General features: G+C 31.9%; 15 protein-coding genes. 6 read left to right on the forward strand and 9 right to left on the reverse strand.

Annotation, left to right across the window (positions count from 1 at the left end; translation table 11 throughout):
* Window positions 1-14 precede the first annotated feature (14 nt).
* Window positions 15-3,674: a phosphoribosylformylglycinamidine synthase gene (gene purL, locus PBN93_RS12790; protein ID WP_271080816.1), complete on the reverse strand. Its 3,660-nt coding sequence runs from the start codon at window positions 3,672-3,674 to the stop codon at window positions 15-17.
* A 679-nt stretch (window positions 3,675-4,353) separates the two neighbouring features.
* Between purL and PBN93_RS12795 the strand changes: the two genes are divergently transcribed.
* Window positions 4,354-4,788 carry a hypothetical protein gene (locus PBN93_RS12795; protein ID WP_077403927.1) on the forward strand — a complete coding sequence of 145 codons (435 nt, stop codon included), beginning with the start codon at window positions 4,354-4,356 and terminating at the stop codon, window positions 4,786-4,788.
* A gap of 73 nt (window positions 4,789-4,861) precedes the next feature.
* On the opposite strand, the gene PBN93_RS12800 is transcribed toward PBN93_RS12795, so the two are convergent.
* Window positions 4,862-6,073, reverse strand: a complete 1,212-nt coding sequence (locus PBN93_RS12800; RefSeq protein ID WP_271080817.1) for an RsmB/NOP family class I SAM-dependent RNA methyltransferase — start codon at window positions 6,071-6,073, stop codon at window positions 4,862-4,864.
* A gap of 282 nt (window positions 6,074-6,355) precedes the next feature.
* On the opposite strand from PBN93_RS12800, the gene PBN93_RS12805 reads away from it, so the two are divergent.
* Complete coding sequence (locus tag PBN93_RS12805) at window positions 6,356-7,387, forward strand: WD40/YVTN/BNR-like repeat-containing protein (protein WP_271080818.1); 1,032 nt, start codon at window positions 6,356-6,358, stop codon at window positions 7,385-7,387.
* An 11-nt stretch (window positions 7,388-7,398) separates the two neighbouring features.
* Here PBN93_RS12805 and PBN93_RS12810 read toward each other — a convergent pair whose 3' ends face one another.
* Genes PBN93_RS12810 through PBN93_RS12840 form a run of 7 tightly spaced genes read right to left on the reverse strand, consistent with a single transcriptional unit; the run spans window position 7,399 to window position 14,071 of the window.
* Window positions 7,399-7,848, reverse strand: a complete 450-nt coding sequence (locus PBN93_RS12810; RefSeq protein ID WP_139344232.1) for a hypothetical protein — start codon at window positions 7,846-7,848, stop codon at window positions 7,399-7,401.
* A complete protein-coding gene (locus PBN93_RS12815) occupies window positions 7,838-8,365 on the reverse strand; it encodes a hypothetical protein (protein ID WP_077403806.1) in 528 nt (175 codons plus the stop codon). The genes PBN93_RS12810 and PBN93_RS12815 overlap by 11 nt, the downstream gene beginning before the upstream one ends.
* 33 nt (window positions 8,366-8,398) lie before the next feature.
* Window positions 8,399-8,938: an RNA polymerase sigma factor gene (locus tag PBN93_RS12820; protein ID WP_271080819.1), complete on the reverse strand. Its 540-nt coding sequence runs from the start codon at window positions 8,936-8,938 to the stop codon at window positions 8,399-8,401.
* Window positions 8,939-8,993: 55 nt separating this feature from the next.
* On the reverse strand, window positions 8,994-10,823 hold the full coding sequence (locus PBN93_RS12825) for an ABC transporter ATP-binding protein (protein ID WP_271080820.1): 1,830 nt from the start codon (window positions 10,821-10,823) through the stop codon (window positions 8,994-8,996).
* Complete coding sequence (locus tag PBN93_RS12830; protein ID WP_271080821.1) at window positions 10,823-12,532, reverse strand: phospho-sugar mutase; 1,710 nt, start codon at window positions 12,530-12,532, stop codon at window positions 10,823-10,825. The genes PBN93_RS12825 and PBN93_RS12830 overlap by 1 nt, the downstream gene beginning before the upstream one ends.
* Window positions 12,533-12,564: 32 nt before the next feature.
* Window positions 12,565-13,515, reverse strand: a complete 951-nt coding sequence (locus PBN93_RS12835; RefSeq protein ID WP_271080822.1) for a glycosyltransferase family 2 protein — start codon at window positions 13,513-13,515, stop codon at window positions 12,565-12,567.
* 37 nt (window positions 13,516-13,552) lie between these two features.
* Window positions 13,553-14,071, reverse strand: coding sequence for a DUF4199 domain-containing protein (locus tag PBN93_RS12840; RefSeq protein ID WP_077403791.1), 519 nt, complete (start codon window positions 14,069-14,071; stop codon window positions 13,553-13,555).
* Between the two features lie 171 nt (window positions 14,072-14,242).
* On the opposite strand from PBN93_RS12840, the gene PBN93_RS12845 reads away from it, so the two are divergent.
* The 4 genes from PBN93_RS12845 (at window position 14,243) to ppk1 (ending at window position 18,409) form a co-directional block, all read left to right on the forward strand.
* A complete protein-coding gene (locus tag PBN93_RS12845) occupies window positions 14,243-14,494 on the forward strand; it encodes a type B 50S ribosomal protein L31 (RefSeq protein ID WP_077403788.1) in 252 nt (83 codons plus the stop codon).
* Between the two features lie 90 nt (window positions 14,495-14,584).
* Window positions 14,585-15,760, forward strand: a complete 1,176-nt coding sequence (locus PBN93_RS12850) for a GlmU family protein (protein WP_271080823.1) — start codon at window positions 14,585-14,587, stop codon at window positions 15,758-15,760.
* A gap of 95 nt (window positions 15,761-15,855) precedes the next feature.
* Entirely contained in the window at window positions 15,856-16,341 is a 486-nt protein-coding gene (locus PBN93_RS12855; protein ID WP_077403782.1) for a SixA phosphatase family protein, read from the forward strand.
* Complete coding sequence (ppk1, locus tag PBN93_RS12860; RefSeq protein ID WP_271080824.1) at window positions 16,334-18,409, forward strand: polyphosphate kinase 1; 2,076 nt, start codon at window positions 16,334-16,336, stop codon at window positions 18,407-18,409. The genes PBN93_RS12855 and ppk1 overlap by 8 nt, the downstream gene beginning before the upstream one ends.
* Window positions 18,410-18,417 lie beyond the last annotated feature (8 nt).

Genomic DNA, 18,417 nt, shown 5'->3' on the forward strand with positions numbered 1-18,417 from the left:
TTTAAAAAACAATATTATCCTTTTTGTTTTAAAATCCACTCTCTGGCATTTGTAAATGCTTCTAACCAAGGTGTAACTTCATCCTTACGGTCTGTTGGGTAATTTGCCCAGTTCCATTGGAATGTAGAACGCTCTATGTGTGGCATTGTAACCAAGTGTCTTCCTGTTTTATCACACAACATAGCAGTATTAAAATCACTACCGTTAGGATTTGCAGGATAACCCTCATAACCATAAGTAGAAACAATATTGTAGTCTTCTTTGTTTTGTGGTAAGCTAAATTTACCTTCACCGTGACTAATCCAAACGCCTAATGTAGTGCCCGCTAAAGTAGATAGCATTACAGAATTGTTTTCTTCAATTTTTACAGATGTAAAGTTACTCTCGTGTTTATGAGAATCATTATACGTCATTTTTCCGTGTTGCTCGTGCTCAGGGTTAATTAGTTCTAATTCCATAAACAATTGGCAACCGTTACAAATACCAACAGATAAAGTGTCTTCTCTTTTAAAGAAGTTGTTTATTACTTTGTTGGCTTTTTCATTGTATTTAATGGCACCAGCCCAACCTTTTGCGCTACCAAGCACATCAGAATTAGAAAAACCACCAACGGCTCCTAAAAACTGAATATCCTCTAAGGTTTCACGTCCCGATATTAAATCGGTCATATGTACATCTTTTACATCAAAACCAGCTAAATACATTGCATTTGCCATTTCACGTTCAGAGTTACTTCCTTTTTCACGTAAAATAGCTGCCTTTGGTCTTTCTCCGTTTATTACAGGTAATTTACCCGTAAAGTTTGCAGGGAAAGTGTATTGTAAAGGTTGGTTTTTATAATTGTTAAACCTGTCTTTAGCTAAATTGTTTGCCGTTTGTTTACTATCTAATAAGTATGATGTTTTAGACCACGTATCTCTTAAAGAGGTTACGTTTAAGCCCATTTCCATACCGTTATTCTTTATTGTTAATGTAGCTTCTTCAACCACAGAACCAATTTTAATAGCAGTTACACCAGCGTTTGCAAATAGCGTTTCTGTACTTGCATCTGCCTGAAAAACAACACCAGCATTTTCTGCAAATAATAATTTAATAGTGTCTTCTTCGCCTAAAGCAGATAGGTCTAAGTTAGCGCCCAAATTAACATCTGCAAAACACATTTCTAGTAGAGTTGTAATTAAACCACCAGAGGCTACATCGTGTCCGGCGTTAATTTTATCAGCTTTTATTGCGTCTTGTAATGTGTTAAATACTGTTTTTACGTAAGCAGCATCCGTAACGTTTGGTGCACTATTTCCTATTTTGTTCTGTGTTTGTGCAAAAGAAGAACCACCTAATTTAAAATTGTCTTTAGATAGGTTTATATAGTAGATAGCATTGTTGTTTTTTTGTAAAACAGGCTCTACTACTTGGTTAATATTGTTACAGTTTGCAGCAGCAGAAATAATTACGGTTCCAGGAGCTATAACTTCTTCATTTTTGTATTTCTGCTTCATAGAAAGCGAATCTTTACCTGTTGGTACGTTAACGCCTAAAGCAATACTAAATTCAGATACAGCTTTTACAGCTTCATACAAACGTGCATCTTCGCCTTCGTTTTTACAAGGCCACATCCAGTTAGCAGATAAAGAAACAGATTGTAAACCATCTTTTAAAGGAGCCCAAACAATATTAGTTAAAGCTTCTGTAATACTATTTTTACTACCTGCAGCTGGGTCTATTAATCCTGAAATAGGAGAGTGCCCAATAGAAGTTGCAATACCTTCTTTACCTTTAAAATCTAACGCCATAACACCACAATTGTTAAGTGGTAATTGCAATGGGCCTGCGCATTGTTGTTTGGCAACACGGCCACCAACACAACGGTCTACTTTGTTTGTTAACCAATCTTTAGATCCAACGGCTTCTAATTGTAAAACTTGCTCTAGATAATCATGAAAAAACTCTAATGAATAACTAGCATCTTGGTAATTACGAGTAACAGTTTTATCTGTCATTATTGTTTTAGGAGAACTCCCAAACATATCTTCTAAAGCTAAATCCATAGGTTTTTCTCCCGTGGTTTTAGACTCAAACGTAAATCTATGGTTGTTTGTAACCTCACCAACTTGGTACATAGGAGAACGCTCACGCTCTGCAATACGCTCTAGCAAGCCCATATCATCTTTACCAATTACAAGTCCCATACGTTCTTGAGACTCATTACCTATAATTTCTTTAGCAGAAAGTGTTGGGTCGCCAACAGGTAGTTTATCTAAATCTATATGTCCACCTGTATCTTCAACAAGTTCGGATAAGCAGTTTAAGTGTCCGCCTGCACCGTGATCGTGAATAGAAACAATTGGATTTTCATTACTTTCTACCAAACCACGTATTGCATTTGCTGCTCTTTTTTGCATTTCTGGGTTAGAACGTTGCACTGCATTTAGCTCAATACCAGAAGCAAACTCACCTGTGTCTGCACTAGATACAGCAGCACCACCCATACCAATGCGGTAATTGTCTCCACCAAGAATAACAATTTTATTACCTTCTTTAGGTTCGTCTTTTAAAGCTTGGTTTTCTTTACCATAACCAATACCACCAGCTTGCATAATAACTTTGTCAAACCCAAGTTTGCGAGCATCTTCTTGGTGTTCAAAAGTTAAAACAGAACCAGTAATTAATGGTTGCCCAAATTTGTTTCCAAAATCTGATGCCCCATTAGATGCTTTTATTAAAATATCCATTGGTGTTTGGTACAACCAAGGACGTTCTTCCATAGCTTTTTCCCAAGGTCTGTTTTCTTCTAGCCTAGAGTAAGATGTCATATAAACCGCAGTACCAGCTAAAGGCAAAGAACCTTTTCCGCCAGCTAACCTGTCTCTAATTTCGCCTCCAGAACCAGTAGCAGCACCATTAAAAGGCTCTACGGTTGTAGGGAAATTGTGAGTTTCTGCTTTTAATGATATAACAGAATTAAATTCTTCTTCGGTATAAAAATCTGGTTTATCTGCTGTTTTAGGAGCAAATTGTGTTACCGTTGGGCCTTTAATAAATGCAACATTATCTTTATAAGCAGATACAATTGTACCCGGGTTTTCTTGAGATGTTTTTTTTATTAACTTAAATAGAGAAGAAGGTTTCTCTTGTCCGTCTATTACAAATGTGCCGTTAAAAATTTTATGTCTACAGTGTTCAGAGTTTACTTGACTAAAACCAAAAACTTCAGAATCTGTTAGTTTTCTGCCAATTTTAGTAGCTACGCTTTCTAAGTATTCAACTTCTTCGTTGCTTAGTGCTAAGCCTTCTTGTTGGTTATAGGCTGCAATATCATCAATAGGTAAAACTTCTTTAGGAGAAATAGCTATTGTAAAAATATCTTGAGTTAAAGCTGTGTATTTTTGAGATATCATTGGATCAAAATCTTTTGCATCTGCAGTAGACGCAAAAAATTCTTCAATTCTTACAATGCCTTCAATACCCATATTTTGAGTAATTTCAGTAGCATTGGTACTCCAAGGGGTAATCATTGCTGCTCTTGGGCCAACAAAAAAGGCGTCAAGAGACGCCGCATTTATTTTAGTATTGTTGCCAAAAAGCCATATTAATTTAGAAATATCTTCCTGTGTAAGATTATTTTTGGTTTCTACAGCAAAAACTTTGCTGGTTTGGTCTCCGAAAAAGTGAATCATTGTAGCTCTTGTGTTGTTTTGTTTAACAAGCCACAAATTTACACTTTTTAAGTGTAAATTTTCACAAGAATAGTTAACAGTTTTTAGTGGTGATTGTTAATTTCTTCTATCTCCAGTTTACACTTTATTCTTTACTAAAGAAATGACTAGTTTGTGTTTAAAAGAAATTAAAATGAAAAAGAGTCTTGTCGGCAAAAACAAGACTCTTTTTACGAGAACACTATATGAAAATGAAAAATTTATTCTGACTAATTACACTGCTAATGTATTACCAATATTTAGTTTTATAAACTATATGTTGTAAACCATTGTATAGTTGTTGTTTGTTAAGCAATTTATGTTGTGATGTTTTTTTATTGGTGTTTGTATATTGATAAAACTCTGTTTTTTAATTGTTTATAAATGAAAAAGAGTCTTGTTGGCAAAAACAAGACTCTTTTTACGAGAACACTATATGAAAATGAAAAATTTATTCTGACTAATTATACTGCTAATGTATTGCCAATATCTTGTTTTATAAATTATATGTTGTAAACCATTAAATAGTTGTTGTTTGTAAAGCTACTTATGTGGTAGATAATTTTTTTAAAAATAAAGTAGGGTTTTTTTAGTGTTAATTGTTTTAAGAATGTATTACGGTATTATTGATAGTTGTAATAACATTTTAAAACCAAATTTTATGAAGAAACTACATTTTTTATTATCGACAGTTTTATTGGCTATGTCATTTACAATGATGGCTCAGGAAAAAGAAGTAACTGAAAAGGAAAAATTATCTTATTATGAACAAAGAGCAAAAGAAGATGCTGCATATGAGCAGTCTACAGAAATAGCTGTAGAAGATGAGGAAGAATTTTGGGAAGACCAAAAAGCATATGAGAAAAACTTAAAGAAAAGAGACAGAAAGGCATATAGAGCGTATATGAAGGGTAAGAGAGATGCATATGCAGAACACGCTGCACATTGTGATTCTCATTGTCACCATAGTGATTATTACCATACTCACACAACGTATTACTATAGCTACAATAATTACAGAAGAGCACCAAGACGCTCAACTGTAGTACGGACTAATGTTGGCGTTAGGGTACCTAGCGTTAGGATTGGATTATAATTGATAATTTGTATTTGGGAACGAAAAAGTCGGCTGGTTAGAGCCGACTTTTTTATTTATATGAGTGTTTTTTTTATTTCTTTTGTAACAAAGCCATATAAAAACCATCGTAACCAGAATCGGATGCAAATATTTTATCTTCTTTTTCTAATGTAAAATCTTTACCAGCTTCTGAGGCTAAAAATGCTATAACTTGGTCGTTGTTTTCCTGTGGTAAAATAGAACAAGTGGCATATACCAGTTTTCCTCCAGATTTTACTATTTTACTATAGCTTTGTAAAATTTCTTGTTGTGTTTTTGTAATCTTATCTAAAAATTCTGGCTGTAATTTCCATTTAGCATCTGGATTACGTTTTAGTACACCAAGACCAGTACAAGGAGCATCAATTAACACTCGGTCTGCACTGTTGTACAGTTTTTTAATTACTTTGGTAGAGTCTATTTCCCTAGTTTCAATATTGTGGGCCCCATCTCTTTTTGCACGTCTTTTTAACTCTTTTAATTTGTTGCCATAAATATCCAAAGCAATTAATTGCCCTTTGTTTTCCATTAAGGCTGCAATGTGTAAAGTTTTTCCTCCTGCACCAGCACAAGTATCTACAACACGTTGTCCTGGTTTAACATCTAAAAAGTGACCCACTAATTGTGAAGATGCATCTTGCATTTCAAACATACCGTTTTTAAAAGCCTCTGTTCTAAAAACATTAGCTCTTTCTGTAAGTGTTAAAGCATCTGGATATCCTTTTATAGGATTGGCAACTATATTCTCTTCTAATAAAACTTTTTGTAAGTTTGCCTTTGTTGTTTTTAAAGTATTTACTCTTAAAACTACTTCGGCTTGTTTATTTAAAGCGTTAATTTCTTTTGTCCACTTTTTATCACCTAAAGCTTTTTCTCCAACTTCATCAATCCAATCTGGTATAGATTCTTTAAATTTTCTAATTTTAGACAACTCATCAAACCTTCCTTTAATTCTGCGTGTAGGCGTTGGTTCAATTTGTTTCCAGTCTGGCAATTCTATACCTTTTAAAACAGCCCAAACTGCCCATATTCTAAATAAGTTAGGTCTGCTATATGGTGCTTTAACTTCGGCAATTTCTGTGTATAATCTTTTCCAGCGTACAATTTCATACGTGGTTTCTGCAATAAAACCACGATCTCTAGATCCCCAACGTTTATCAAATTTTAAAACTTTTTCTACAACCTTATCTGCATATTCATCTTCATTAAAAATAAGGTTAAGTGCGTCTATAACTGCAAATACTAAGTTTCTGTGTAATTTCATTTCTACCTTTTATTGTTTTTATTTTCTAGGAGTCTTTGTATCAAAAGCTTTAACTAGAATGGCTATAATTTTTAAATTTATGTAGTGTTATTTTTAAAATGAAAAAACACTAATAATTACTCTAAAAAAAATATGGCTGCAAAGGTATTGTTTTAGAAAGGAATACGCTTATTTTTGATGAAATATATATGTGTAAATAGCTATTTTAGGCTGTATCTACGTATTTAAATAGTAAATACTTATAATGTAAAGTATTTGTAGAATACACAAAATTAGAAGAAAATGAAGAAATTAGTAGTAGCAATTTGTGCTTTAACCCTTTTTGCTTGTGAACAAAAAAATGAGGTTAAACCTTTTACCTCTGTTGTAGTAAAAGACGTTTACACTAAAAATGTTAGCATTAGGGCTATAGAAGTTTTAGATGGTAGTATTGGTTTTGCTGGGAGTAATGGTGTTTTTGGCTCTGTAGACTTAAAAACAAACAAGGTAATAACCAATGTACAAAAATACGATACTATTTTACCTGAGTTTAGAGCTGTTGGTACAACCGGAGCAGATTTTTTTATGTTATCTGTAACTAACCCTGCATTATTGTATAAAACAGGTGAAAACGGAAAAATGGAATTGGTTTATACAGAAAAAGGTGATGGTGTTTTTTATGATGCAATTAGTTTTTGGAATGCTAATGAAGGTATTGCTATTGGTGATAGTGTAGATGGTTGCTTGTCTGTTATTATTACTAGAGATGGTGGCAGTAGTTGGAATAAGATTGCGTGTAATAATTTACCTGAAGGTATTGCTGGTGAAGGTGCTTTTGCAGCTAGCAATACCAACATTAAAATTGTAGGAGATAAAACTTGGATAGCTACCACTAAAGGTCGTGTTTTTTATTCTGCAGATAAAGGAACTACTTGGGATGTATTTAGTGTACCAATGACAGGTTTGGGAGAAACACACGGAATTTTTTCTTTAGATTTTTATAACGAAAATTTAGGTTTTGCTATTGGAGGTGATTTTACAAAGCCAGAACAAAACATTAAAAATAAAGCAATAACCACAGATGGTGGTGTAACCTGGAGTTTAGTAGCAGATGGCAAAGAACCAGATTATAAAAGTTGTGTGCAATTTGTGCCAGAGCGCAATGGTAATGAACTAGTAGCTGTAGGGTTTACAGGTATTGCATATTCTAATGATAAAGGGCAAACGTGGAAAGAGTTGTCTAAAGAAGGCTTTTATACAATTAGGTTTGTTAATGATACTCTTGCGTATGCGGCAGGTAAAGACAGAATAGCACAATTAATATTTAAGAAATAAAAAAGGAAAGCTTATTGCTTTCCTTTTTTATGTTTATTTCTATATTCACGTATTAACCTGCGTTTAAAATCTTCTTCTAAACGAGCAAGTTTGTATGTTTTTCTGTAGCTTAACACTTTGCTAATTTTAGCATAGTGTTTTTTAGTAATTTCTACTTTTTGCTTTTCAAACTCTAAATAAGTTTCTAGTAAATGTTTAGAGTCTTTTTCTGATAGATTGTTGTAGTTGTACTTTTTTTTAAGCTCTCTTCTATCATCATAGAGTTTATGAAGTTCTTTTTCAAAATCATCATAAACAGGCCAAAAACCTTTTGCTTCATCACTAGAAAGTTCTAGCTGTTCTGTGAAAAAAGCAACCTTTAAAGATTTAATTTTTTCCCAATCGTTATTTTGTCCATAGAAAAACGTTGTTCCTATTAAAAAAAACAAAATAGTTACTATGTTACGGGTTTTATTCTTCATTTTCATTAAAATAAATATCTTGTATGTCTATACTATTATTAGACTCTAAATAGTTCATAATTTCATCTTCGTAAAATTCTCCTTCTGTAACATCAGACACATTAATATCATCCATAGGTAATATTTGTGCTAAGTCGTAGGTAGAGAATTCTATATCATTTTCATTAAAATAACTTTCAATGTCTGAGGCAGCTATGTCTTGAAAAGTTACGGGAGTAGAACCGTTGTTAAAAACTACAGCAGCAACTAAAATAGCTATAGCAGCAGCAATACTAGATACTGCGTATAGTTTCTTTTTAAAAGAGTTTAGTTTTATAACCTTAGGTTCTGTTTTTTGGTTTAGTTTGGTTTGAATATTTTGGTGTATGTTGTCAAAATAATTATTTGGTACGGTAAAACCTTCTTTTTTAGGTATAGCATTTTGTTGCTGAGTAATAGAATTATTCAGTTTATCAGAGAAGTTTTCTAAATAAGACTCTGGCATTTTAAATCCGCTATTTTTTGGTAGGCTTTTCATACTTATAATTTGACTCTCAATACTCTAAATGGTTTAATTGCTTTTTAAATAATTTTCAATTTTTTTTGCTGCTTGGTGGTAAGATGCCTTTAAACCACCAACAGAAGTGCCTAGTATATCTGATATTTCTTCGTATTTTAATTCGTCAAAATATTTCATATTAAATACTAATTTTTGTTTTTCTGGTAACGTGCTAATTGCTTTTTGTAGCTTTAATTGTATTTCGTCACCTTCAAAATAAACATCAGATTGCAAATTTTCTAATAATAATTCTTGCAATTCTTCACTTGTAACCCCAAGCATTTTAGATTTTGTTTTTAAAAATGATAGAGATTCATTTGTGGCAATGCGGTATATCCAAGAAAATAGTTTGCTGTCTCCTTTAAATTTATTAATATTTCTAAATACCTTTATAAAGGTGTTTTGTAATACATCATCAGCATCATCATGGTTAAGTACAATTTTACGTATGTGCCAATATAACCTTTCCTTGTAGGTATCAACAAGAACCTCAAAAGCTTTTGCTTGCGAGTTTTTTTCTTTAAGCTGATGTACTAAAGTTTCTTCGGTCATCAAAAATTGTAATTAATTTAGTATTTTGACTTTTTAACGTGTAATTGGTTTATTCTTAAATGTCAAAAGATTGCATATCTACTAGTTTTTTGTAGACATTATTATTATTTATAAGCTCTGTGTGCGTACCTTGCTCTACAATTTCTCCTTTTTGTAATACAACAATAGTATCTGCACTTTGTATTGTAGATAACCTGTGGGCAATTACAATAGAGGTTCTGTTTTGCATCATTTTTTCTAAAGCGTCTTGTACTAAACGCTCACTTTCTGTATCTAAAGCAGAAGTGGCCTCATCTAATATCATTATTGGCGGATTTTTAAGTACCGCACGTGCAATGGATAAACGTTGTTTTTGTCCGCCACTTAATTTATTTCCGCTATCGCCAATATTGGTATCATAACCATTAGGTTGTTCCATTATAAAGTCGTGAGCATTAGCAATTTTAGCGGCTTCAATAATTTCTTCATCCGTAGCATTAGTTTTACCTAAAGCAATATTATTTTTAATGGTGTCATTAAATAAAATAGAATCTTGTGTAACCAAGCCCATTAAGTTTCTGAGTGATTTTTTAGTAAGGTCTTTTATGTTGTCACCATCTATAGCAATTTCACCTTCGTTTACATCATAAAAACGTGTAACTAGGTTTGCAATGGTACTTTTACCACTACCAGACTGACCAACAAGTGCTACGGTTTTTCCTTTGTTTACTGTTAAATTAAAGTTTTTAAGCACGTAATCATCCTCATACTTAAAAGAGATATTTTTTAGAGTGATGTTATTTTTAAATTCTTCCTTAGCAATTGCGTTTTCTTTTTCGGCAATAGGATTTTCGGTTTCTAAAATTTCTAATACACGTTCTGCTGCAGCATTACCTTTTTTAACACCGTATGATGCTTTACTTATGGCCTTAGCAGGTGTAAGTATTTGGTACGCAAGTCCCATATAGGTAATAAAAAGTTCTGGTTCTATACTTTTTTCTACCAAAACCATTTGTCCGCCATACCAAAGTAAAATACCAATAACACCAATGCCTAAAAACTCACTAGCGGGCGAAGCTAAGTTTTGTCTGTTTAATAAACTGTTAGAGAATTTAAAAAATCTGTTGGTTGATTTTTGAAAGGTACTAGCAAAAGTTTGTTCTGCATTAAAAGCTTTAATTACACGTAAACCTCCTAAGGTTTCTTCTAAAATAGATAAAAAGGTACCTTGTTCTTTCTGTACTTTATCAGATTTCTTTTTTAACGATTTACCAATTAATGAAATTATAAAACCAGAAATAGGAAGAAAAATAAATACAAAAATGGTAAGCTTTGCACTAAAAGCAACCATCATTGCAATGGTAAAAATTATAGTAAGTGGCTCTCTAACGGCTAACTCTAACACAGATAAAAATGAATGTTGAATTTCTAAAACATCAGATGTAATACGGGCAATAGTATCTCCTTTTCTTTTTTCTGAGTAATAAGATATTGGTAGTTCTACGGTTTTATCATACAAAGCATTTCTTAAATCTTTTAAAACACCGTTTCTTAAAAAAGCAATAAAATACATAGCTAAATAGCCAAATAAGTTTTTTAAGAAAAACATACCTATAACCAAGCCAACCATTAGCATTAGTGCATCGCCTTGGTTACCGCTACCAACATTTTGCGTTATGTAATAGTTTAAATAGTCTATAGTATAATCTTTAATTTCTGTAATGCCTGCCCATTCTGGCGCAACAGTAATAGATTCTGTTTGTCCAAATAATACAGATAGCATAGGAAATAAAGATACCATTGCTAGCGTACTAAATAAAGCGTAAAAAATGTTAGAAATAATATTTAGAATTGCATAGCTTTTGTAAGGCTTTGCATATACTAGTATTTTTTTAAAATATTTCATTAATTTAACTTGAGTTCTTTTAGAATTCTGCTTATTTTTTGCTCTAATTCGTCGTTTTTAGCTGTAAAATCTGCCGCTGTATCTAAGTTGGTATTAACACTAAAATAGAATTTTATTTTTGGCTCTGTACCACTTGGTCTTGCAGCCATTTTTGTACCGTCTTCAGCTATATAAATAAGTACATTAGATTTAGGAATAGTAATTTCCTTTTCTTCTCCAGTAATTATATTTTTGGCAATAGATGTATTGTAATCTTCAATCCATTCTACTTTAGAATTATCTATTGTGGTTACTGGATTGTTTTTAAAATCTTCCATCATTTGCTTAATTTCTTGGGCACCAGAAGCTCCTTTTTTAGTTAAAGACACTAGTTTTTCTTTGTAAAAACCACAATCTACATATGTATCTATTAAATCTTTATAAAAGGAACTGCCGTTAGCTTTTGCATTTGCAGCAATTTCACAAGCCAGTAGAGTAGAGGTTACGGCATCTTTATCTCTAACAAAGTCACCAACCATAAAACCAAAACTTTCTTCGCCACCACCAACAAAATATTGGTTTGGTGCGTCTTTTATCATTTTAGCTATCCATTTAAAGCCTGTTAATGCAGTTTTGCACTCTACATTGTATTGGTCTGCCAACTTATTCATCATTGGTGTAGAAACAATAGTAGAACCAATAAACTCATCTCCAGTAAACCCTTTTTGTTTACGTTGTTCTAAAAGAAACTTGGTCATTAAAACCATAGTTTGGTTGCCGTTTAGTAGCTCTAGTTTGTCTTCTAAATTACGAACAGCAATACCAAGTCTGTCACAGTCTGGATCTGTACCAATAACCATATCGGCACCAATTTCCTCTGCTTTTTTTATAGCCATAGACAATGCTTCTGGTTCTTCTGGGTTAGGAGAAACAACCGTAGGAAAATCACCATCTGGTTTAGCTTGCTCTTCAATAATGGTAACATTAGTATAACCCGCACGTTTTAAAACTTCGGGCACAGCAGTTATAGACGTACCGTGTAACGATGTAAAAACAATTTTAAAATTGTCTTTTCCTTTAGCATTAAAACTTCCGTTTTTTACAGATGCACTCAAAAATGCTTCATCAACTTCTATGTCTATTAATTCAATTTTAGTTTCGTCTGCATTAAAGTTAATTTCACTAAAATCTAATTTGTTAATTTCTGTAATAATTTCCTTGTCCTGTGGTGGTACAATCTGTCCGCCATCTGTCCAGTATACTTTATAGCCATTATATTCAGGAGGATTATGAGATGCTGTTAGTACAATACCAACGTGGCAATTTAGGTGCTTTACGGCAAAAGATAATGCTGGTGTTGTTCTTAGGTCAGAAAATAAAAATACTTTAATGCCATTTGCAGAAAAAACCTCTGCAACAGTTTTAGCAAGTGTATCGCTATTATGTCTACAATCGTAAGCAATAACAACTTTTAAATCTTCATTAGGGTATACTTTTTTTAGATAATTACTTATTCCTTGGGTATTTTTACCTAAGGTGTATTTATTAATTCGGTTTGTACCAACACCCATTACCCCTCGCATACCACCAGTACCAAATTCTAAGTTTTTGTAAAAACTATCATTAAGTTCTTCTGTATTGTTTTTTATTAAATCTTCTACTTTTGTTTTTGTTTCGGTATCAAAAGTAGTAGTAAGCCAAGTTTTTGCGGTATCTAAAATTGAACTCATTTTTAGTATATTTTTAAGTGGTACAATATAATTTAGTTGATATTTAACTCTTCAGAGATAGAATATCTTGTTTCGTTTTTTTTAGAGCGTACAATAATTTCTCCTATAAAGCCGGCTAAAAATAACTGACTGCCCATAACCATAGCGGTTAAAGAGATGTAAAATTGTGGTCTTTCTGTAATTAACCTGCCAAATTTATTAAGAAATAGTTTATCTATACCCAAATATAGAGCAAAACCAAAACCAATAACAAACATTAGTGCGCCCAAAGCACCAAACAAATGCATAGGTCTTTTTCCAAATTTAGATAAAAACCATATGGTTATTAAATCTAAAAAGCCATTTATAAAACGTTCCATACCAAATTTTGTGCTTCCGTATTTGCGTGCTTGGTGTTGCACAACTTTTTCATCAATTTTAGTAAAGCCAGCATTTTTAGCAAGTACAGGTATATAGCGGTGCATTTCGCCTGATACTTCTATGTTTTTAACAACTTCTTTTCTGTAAGCTTTTAAACCACAATTAAAATCATGAAGTTTAACTCCAGAAGTTTTTTGTGCAGCCCAGTTAAATAGTTTTGAAGGTAGATTTTTTGTAATTACAGAGTCGTATCGCTTTTTTTTCCAACCAGAAATTAGGTCGTAACCGTCATTAATAATAAGGTTGTAAAGTTCTGGTATTTCTTCTGGGTTATCTTGTAAGTCTGCATCCATTGTAATAACCACGTTACCTTTTACTGCTTTAAAACCAGCGTGTAGTGCTTGTGATTTTCCAAAGTTTTTTAAAAAACGTATGCCTTTTACATTGGGGTTAGTAGTAGATAATTCTGAAATAATCTTCCAAGAATTGTCTGTGCTACCATCATCTATAAATAGTATTTCATATAAAAAATGATTGGATTGCATTACGGATACAATCCAATCATGTAGTTCTTTTAAAGATTCTTCCTCGTTTAAAAGAGGAATAACAATAGATAAATTCATAGGGTACTCTTGAAAATATATTCAAAAGTACAAATTCCTAAATTGTTTCTTGCTTTTTTATTAAGAATGCAGGAATTAATGAAAGTAGAAATCCTGCAACTATGCTATAAAGAAGACCAAATAAGATTTGCATTACTGGGGTTTGAAAAGGTTTTGACATTTCTATGTTAGCTTCTATTTGTTCCATAGATAGGCCAGATTCTAAAAGCATTCCTTTTTGATATTCAGTTGCTTTAGTCATAAAATCAGGATCTATTACGCCTGCCAGTATTTGGTTAAATATTACGCCTATTATGCCACCTATTAAGCTAATACCTACGCCTACTTTTAAAGCCTGACCTACAGATATAAATCCTCCGTTATCTTTTTTAAATTGTAGCATACCTATAATAATAAAAGCTAAAGACAATAGAACACTAATTAAAAAAACCATTGCGCCTCCTTGGTAATGCATATCTAGTGAAAATAACATAAGTACAAACGCAATACTAATTCCGCCTAACATTAAACCGTATTTTAAAGCATATTTTCCTGTTTTTGGTGTATTCTCTTCCATATTAATTTATATTTTTTGGTTGTTATATTATATGTATTCATTTTATTATTTTTGTTACAGAAAAATGCCGCTTATTTTTTTATTATTTTTTTTAGTTAAGTATTGTGGTTTTCATAAAAAAGCGTATTTTTGCACCGCTAAATTTATTTAGAAGAATTAAAGTTTTAAAAAATGAGAAAAGGTATACACCCAGAGAATTATAGATTAGTAGCGTTTAAAGATATGTCTAACGATGAAGTATTTTTAACTAAATCTACTGCAAATACAAAAGAAACATTAGAGGTTGATGGTGTTGAATACCCATTAGTAAAATTAGAAATCTCTAGAACATCACACCCATTTTACACAGGTAAGGCTAAATTAGTTGATACTGCTGGGCGTATTGATAAGTTTAAAAACAAATACAAGAAATTTACTAAGTAATAATTTCTTTTCAATAATATTTTTAAAAGTCACTTTTCAATTAATTTTGAAACGTGACTTTTTTAGTTTAACACAAAATACTTTAGTCTTATGAATTACATTTTATTTGATGGTGCCGCAAGAACAGCTTTATTACCTTTTACTTATACTAGACCTGTTGCAGAAATTAGAATAGGAATACTTACTATTAGAGAAAAATGGGAAAAGTTTTTAGGAAGCACTACAAGTACAATTACAGAAGACTATTTAAGTGATAAGCATCCAATGGTAGAGCTAGAGGAGAATGTAATGATAAACTCATCATACCTGCCAAACCCTAATTTGGTCACTTTAATTACCAACTTAAAAGAAAACCAAGTTATATATCATAAAGATAATATTGTTGCTTTTTTTACAAAAGAAGCACAAGAAGAAGTAGATTTTAATTCTTATGAGGAAATTTATTTTGAAGAAGATGTAATAACGGTTGAAAAAACTTGGGATATTTTTTCTAAAAATGAAGAGGCCTTACAAGCAGATTTTAATTTAATAACTGAAGGGCGTATAAGCGCTCCTGTATCTGATACAAATACACTTATAAATCCTGATAATATTTTTGTTGAAGAAGGAGCAACAGTAGAGTACTGTATGTTAAATGCAACCAAAGGTCCTATTTATATAGGTAAAAACGCAGAGATTTGGGAAGGTGCTATGGTGCGTGGTCCGTTAGCATTATGTGACAATGCAATAATAAAAATGGGAGCAAAAATTTACGGAGCAACCACTATTGGTCCTTTTAGTAAAATTTGTGGAGAGGTAAGTAACTCTGTTATATTTGGTTACTCTAGCAAAGGTCATGAAGGTTATTTAGGCAACTCTGTATTAGGTGAATGGTGTAATATAGGTGCGGACTCTAACAACTCTAACTTAAAAAATAATTATGCTAAAGTTAGGCTTTGGAATTATGAAAGTGAGAGTTTTGAACAAACTGGTTTGCAATTTTGTGGTTTAATGATGGGAGACCATAGTAAAAGTGCAATAAATACAATGTTTAATACAGGTACAGTAGTTGGTGTAAATGTAAATATTTATGTGCCTGGTTTCCCTAGAAATTTTGTACCTAGTTTTAGTTGGGGTGGTGCATCTGGTTTTACAACATATGGTACTAAAAAAGCTTTTGAAACTGCTAAGATTATGATGGCTAGACGTAATGTTGAGTTTACTGCAGAGGATGAAGCTATCCTGACTCACGTTTTTGAGGAAACTAAAAAATGGAGGAAAGATTAAAAAATAATTAAGAACCCTTAATACTTTAAGTTAAATCTAATAAGTTTTTGTATTTTTCCATTTAATTTTTTAATCTATAGTAGCATTAAAATTAAATGAAAAAACTTACCCTAATTCGTCACGGAAAATCCTCTTGGAATTACGATGTTTCAGACAGAGACAGACCTTTGTTAGAACGTGGTATTAATGATGCTTATTTGGTTGCAAGCGCAATTAATAAGCCGGTAATAGATGCTGTTTTCTCTAGTCCCGCCAATAGAGCTTTACATACGTGTAATATTTTTTTAAGAGTTTTAAATATTCCTTCTAGTGAGCTGCGTATTTATGATGAGCTTTATGACTTTTCTGGAGAGCACGTTATTAATTTTATAAAGTCATTAGATAACAAGTTGCAAAATGTTGTAATTTTTGGGCATAACCACGCCTTAACACATATTGTAAATATGTATGGAGATAAGGTTATAGAGAATGTTCCTACATCTGGATTAGTAGAATTAAGTTTTAATATTTTAGAGTGGGGTGCTATTACTAAGGGTAGCACGCAAAATGTAATTTTTCCTAAACAATTAAAGAATGATTAAGTCAAAAAATCAATATATAAATAGAGAAATTAGTTGGTTAAGTTTTAACGCTCGTGTTTTACAGGAAAGTGCAGATACTAAAGTGCCTTTAATTGAAAGATTGCGTTTTTTAGGAATATTCTCTAATAATTTAGATGAGTTTTTTAAGGTACGTTACGCCACTGTAAAACGCATTGTAGATGCGGGTAAAACAGGAAAAAGTGTTTTAGGAGGAGAAAAAGCTAAAGATTTACTAGAAGAAATAACCAAAATTGTAATTAAACAACAAACCAAAAGTTTAAAAATACTTGGTGATATTGAAAAAGAATTAGAATCAGAAAACATATTCATTATTAACGAAAAAGAAGTTAGTAAAAGTCAGGCGGCTTTTATTAAAACTTATTTTATGGAGAAAGTTAGTCCGCGTTTAATGACCATTGTTTTAAATGATTTACGCGAATTTCCTCTGTTAAAAGATACTGCTGCTTATTTAGCCGTAAAAATGGTACTAACAAGTTTAGATGGTGTAGAAGATGTTCCAGAAAATAAATACGCTTTAATAGAAATACCTAAAGATATAGATCGTTTTGTTGTACTTCCAAAAGAAGGAGATAAGAATTATATTATTATTCTAGATGATTTAATAAGGTACTCTTTACGTCATATTTTTAATATGTTTACGTATAAATCTATCTCTGCTCATATGATTAAAATAACCAGAGACGCAGAACTAGATATAGATAACGACTTAAGTAAAAGTTTTATAGAAAAAATATCTTCTAGTGTAGAGCATCGTAAAATTAGTGATCCCGTTCGTTTTGTTTATGATAAAAGAATAGCAAAAGACACCCTTTCTTTTTTAATGGAAAAAATGGGGATTGAAGAAACTGATAGTATTATTCCTGGTGGTATTTACCATAATCGCAGGGATTATATGAAGTTTCCTAGTTTAGGACGTAAAGACCTTATGTATGATAAAATAACACCTTTGTTAGTTAAAGATTTTAATTTTGAGGGTAGTATTTTAGAGCAAATTGCGGTAAAAGACCATTTGCAATACACGCCTTACCACACATTTTCATACATTACTAAATTTTTAAGAGAGGCTGCCTTAGATCCGCAAGTAAGAACCATTAAACTTACTGTTTATAGGCTTGCAAGTAATTCTCAAGTGGTTTCATCACTAATAAATGCAGTAAAAAACGGAAAACAGGTAACAGTACAAATAGAGTTACAAGCTAGGTTTGATGAGCAAGCAAACATACAATATGCAGAACTTTTGCAGGCAGAAGGTGTTAAACTTATTTTTGGAGTTCCAGGTTTAAAAGTGCACAGCAAAATATGTTTAATAGAAAGAGAAGAAAACGACAAATTAAAGCGCTATGGCTTTATAAGTACAGGTAATTTTAATGAGTCTACTGCTAAAATTTATACGGATTATACGCTTTTTACTGCACACTCATCAATATTAAAAGAGTTAAACAAAGTTTTTGATTTTTTTGAAACAACTTATAAAATTAATAAGTATAAACATTTAATTGTTTCACCTCATTATACAAAAAATGCTTTTAAAGCGTTAATAGATCAAGAGATTGAAAACGCAAAAGCAGGTAAGGAAGCTTACATAAAATTAAAAATGAACAGTTTAACATCATACAAAATGGTAGATAAACTGTATGAGGCTAGTAACGCTGGAGTAAAAATACAACTAATTATAAGAGGCGTTTGTTGTTTAATTCCTGGTGTAAAAGGAATGAGTGAAAATATACAAGCTATAAGTGTTGTAGATAAGTTTTTAGAGCATACTAGGTTATTTGTTTTTGGTAATAATGGTAATCCTAAAGTTTATATTTCTTCGGCAGATTGGATGACACGTAACTTGGATTTTAGAGTAGAGGTAGGATGCCCAATTTATGATGAAGATATAAAGAAAGAATTACTAGATACGTTTGATATTTCTTGGAACGATAATTTAAAAGCACGTATTTTTTCTGAAAAGCAAGACAATGCTTATCGTAAAAGTGATGCTCCTGAGTTGCGTTCTCAGTTTGAATTATATGATTATTACAAGACCAAATTAAGTAAATAGATTTTTTA

Origin of the sequence: Cellulophaga omnivescoria, assembly GCF_027915275.1 — a bacterium.
GTDB lineage: Bacteria > Bacteroidota > Bacteroidia > Flavobacteriales > Flavobacteriaceae > Cellulophaga > Cellulophaga omnivescoria.

What these genes read in the sequence shown, in the direction of transcription:
- purL (WP_271080816.1), bottom strand. Translation starts at nt 3,674, where the DNA reads ATGATTCACTTTTTCGGAGACCAAACCAGCAAAGTTTTTGCTGTAGAA.
- PBN93_RS12795 (WP_077403927.1), top strand. Translation starts at nt 4,354, where the DNA reads ATGAAGAAACTACATTTTTTATTATCGACAGTTTTATTGGCTATGTCA.
- PBN93_RS12800 (WP_271080817.1), bottom strand. Translation starts at nt 6,073, where the DNA reads ATGAAATTACACAGAAACTTAGTATTTGCAGTTATAGACGCACTTAAC.
- PBN93_RS12805 (WP_271080818.1), top strand. Translation starts at nt 6,356, where the DNA reads ATGAAGAAATTAGTAGTAGCAATTTGTGCTTTAACCCTTTTTGCTTGT.
- PBN93_RS12810 (WP_139344232.1), bottom strand. Translation starts at nt 7,848, where the DNA reads ATGAAGAATAAAACCCGTAACATAGTAACTATTTTGTTTTTTTTAATA.
- PBN93_RS12815 (WP_077403806.1), bottom strand. Translation starts at nt 8,365, where the DNA reads ATGAAAAGCCTACCAAAAAATAGCGGATTTAAAATGCCAGAGTCTTAT.
- PBN93_RS12820 (WP_271080819.1), bottom strand. Translation starts at nt 8,938, where the DNA reads ATGACCGAAGAAACTTTAGTACATCAGCTTAAAGAAAAAAACTCGCAA.
- PBN93_RS12825 (WP_271080820.1), bottom strand. Translation starts at nt 10,823, where the DNA reads ATGAAATATTTTAAAAAAATACTAGTATATGCAAAGCCTTACAAAAGC.
- PBN93_RS12830 (WP_271080821.1), bottom strand. Translation starts at nt 12,532, where the DNA reads ATGAGTTCAATTTTAGATACCGCAAAAACTTGGCTTACTACTACTTTT.
- PBN93_RS12835 (WP_271080822.1), bottom strand. Translation starts at nt 13,515, where the DNA reads ATGAATTTATCTATTGTTATTCCTCTTTTAAACGAGGAAGAATCTTTA.
- PBN93_RS12840 (WP_077403791.1), bottom strand. Translation starts at nt 14,071, where the DNA reads ATGGAAGAGAATACACCAAAAACAGGAAAATATGCTTTAAAATACGGT.
- PBN93_RS12845 (WP_077403788.1), top strand. Translation starts at nt 14,243, where the DNA reads ATGAGAAAAGGTATACACCCAGAGAATTATAGATTAGTAGCGTTTAAA.
- PBN93_RS12850 (WP_271080823.1), top strand. Translation starts at nt 14,585, where the DNA reads ATGAATTACATTTTATTTGATGGTGCCGCAAGAACAGCTTTATTACCT.
- PBN93_RS12855 (WP_077403782.1), top strand. Translation starts at nt 15,856, where the DNA reads ATGAAAAAACTTACCCTAATTCGTCACGGAAAATCCTCTTGGAATTAC.
- ppk1 (WP_271080824.1), top strand. Translation starts at nt 16,334, where the DNA reads ATGATTAAGTCAAAAAATCAATATATAAATAGAGAAATTAGTTGGTTA.